The following is a 1,484-nucleotide window of genomic DNA, read 5'->3' on the forward strand; positions in this document are numbered from 1 at the left end:
TTTCGTTAAACTTCAAATTGTCTTGAGGATTGCCTCAATCCATAGATGGATTTCTTAAGATGACATCCCATGTGTTCTTTTCCTTTCACAGCAAAACCCTTAGGTTGCGCCATGTAAATATTTTCTTCTAGATCCCCATTTAGGAATGCCGTCTTTACATCCATTTGATGTAGTTCTAGATTATAATGAGCTACTACAGCCATTATAACTCTAAAAGAATCTTTACAAGAGACTGGTGAAAACGTCTCATTGTAGTCTATACCTTCCTTTTGTGTATATCCTTTAGCCACGAGTCGAGCTTTATATCTTTCTATATTCCCTTTGGAGTCACGTTTAGTCTTGTAGACCCATTTACAGCCTACTGTTTTGGCTCCTTCAGGAATTTCTACTAAGTCCCAAACTCCATTGGAACTCATCGATTGCATTTCATCTTCCATGGCCTTAAGCCACTTGGATGAATGCTCACTTCTCATGGCAGCTTCGAATGTGGTGGGATCATCCTCCATCCAAAACTCTTCTATTTCATACACTGCATAATCATCTGGGATTGTTGTCCTTCTGATTCTTTGAGACCTTCTAAGGGCCTCATTATTTGGTACGTTTTCTATTGGAGGCTGATGCTGCTCCCCCTGATCTGCGGCGATATTATCTATAGGATCCTGAAGGACAGGTTCCATGTTATCATTCTGTATTGCCACAGGAGGGAACAACTCAGGGACTGACACTGAGGGTGCAGCCACAGTAGGTAGTGAGAAAAATGGCTCCTGGATCATCGGAGTGGGTGCACACACCCGCTTCTCCTCAAGATTAATCTTTCGAACTACCGTGCTCCCCCGAATCATTTCTTCTTCTAGGAAGGCAGCATGTCTTGTTTCCACAAACCTTGTGAATCTATCTGGACAGTAGAAACAATATCCTTTTGACTTCTCTGTGTAGCCAATAAAATGGCAACTCACTGTCTTAGGATCTAGTTTTCCAATGTTTGGGTTAAATATCTTTGCTTCAGCAGGACTCCCCCACACCCTTAGGTGATTCAATGAGGGTTTTCTGCCTGTCCACAGTTCATACGGTGTTTTAGGCACCGCTTTACTGGGAACTCTGTTGAGAATGTAGATGGCGGTTTTTAAGGCCTCCATCCATAGACTCTCTGGCAGTGTGGAATAGCCTATCATACTTCGTACCATGTCCATCAAGGTACGATTTCTTCTTTCAGCTACTCCATTCTGTTGTGGGTCACCCGGCATTGAATACTGGGCAACAATTCCTTGTTCCTGTAGGAACCTTGCAAAAGGTCCTGGAACTTGTCCGTATGGGGTATGCCGACCATAGTATTCCCCTCCACGGTCGGATCGTACTATCTTAATCTTTAAATTGTGTTGATTTTCTACTTCAGCCTTGAATATTTTAAATTTATCCAACGCTTCTGATTTTTCTTTAATCGGATAGATATATCCATAACGGGAATAATCGTCTGTAAAAGTTAT

General features: G+C 42.1%; 1 protein-coding gene. It reads right to left on the reverse strand.

Going from position 1 to position 1,484, the window contains the following annotated elements; genetic code table 11:
- Window positions 1-5: 5 nt before the first annotated feature.
- Window positions 6-1,484, reverse strand: a 1,479-nt coding sequence (locus tag FA727_RS25615) for a reverse transcriptase domain-containing protein (RefSeq protein ID WP_136833911.1), incomplete at its 5' end; no start/stop codon positions are given.

The sequence above is a fragment of the Robertmurraya kyonggiensis genome (assembly GCF_005116465.1).
GTDB lineage: Bacteria > Bacillota > Bacilli > Bacillales > Cytobacillaceae > Robertmurraya > Robertmurraya kyonggiensis.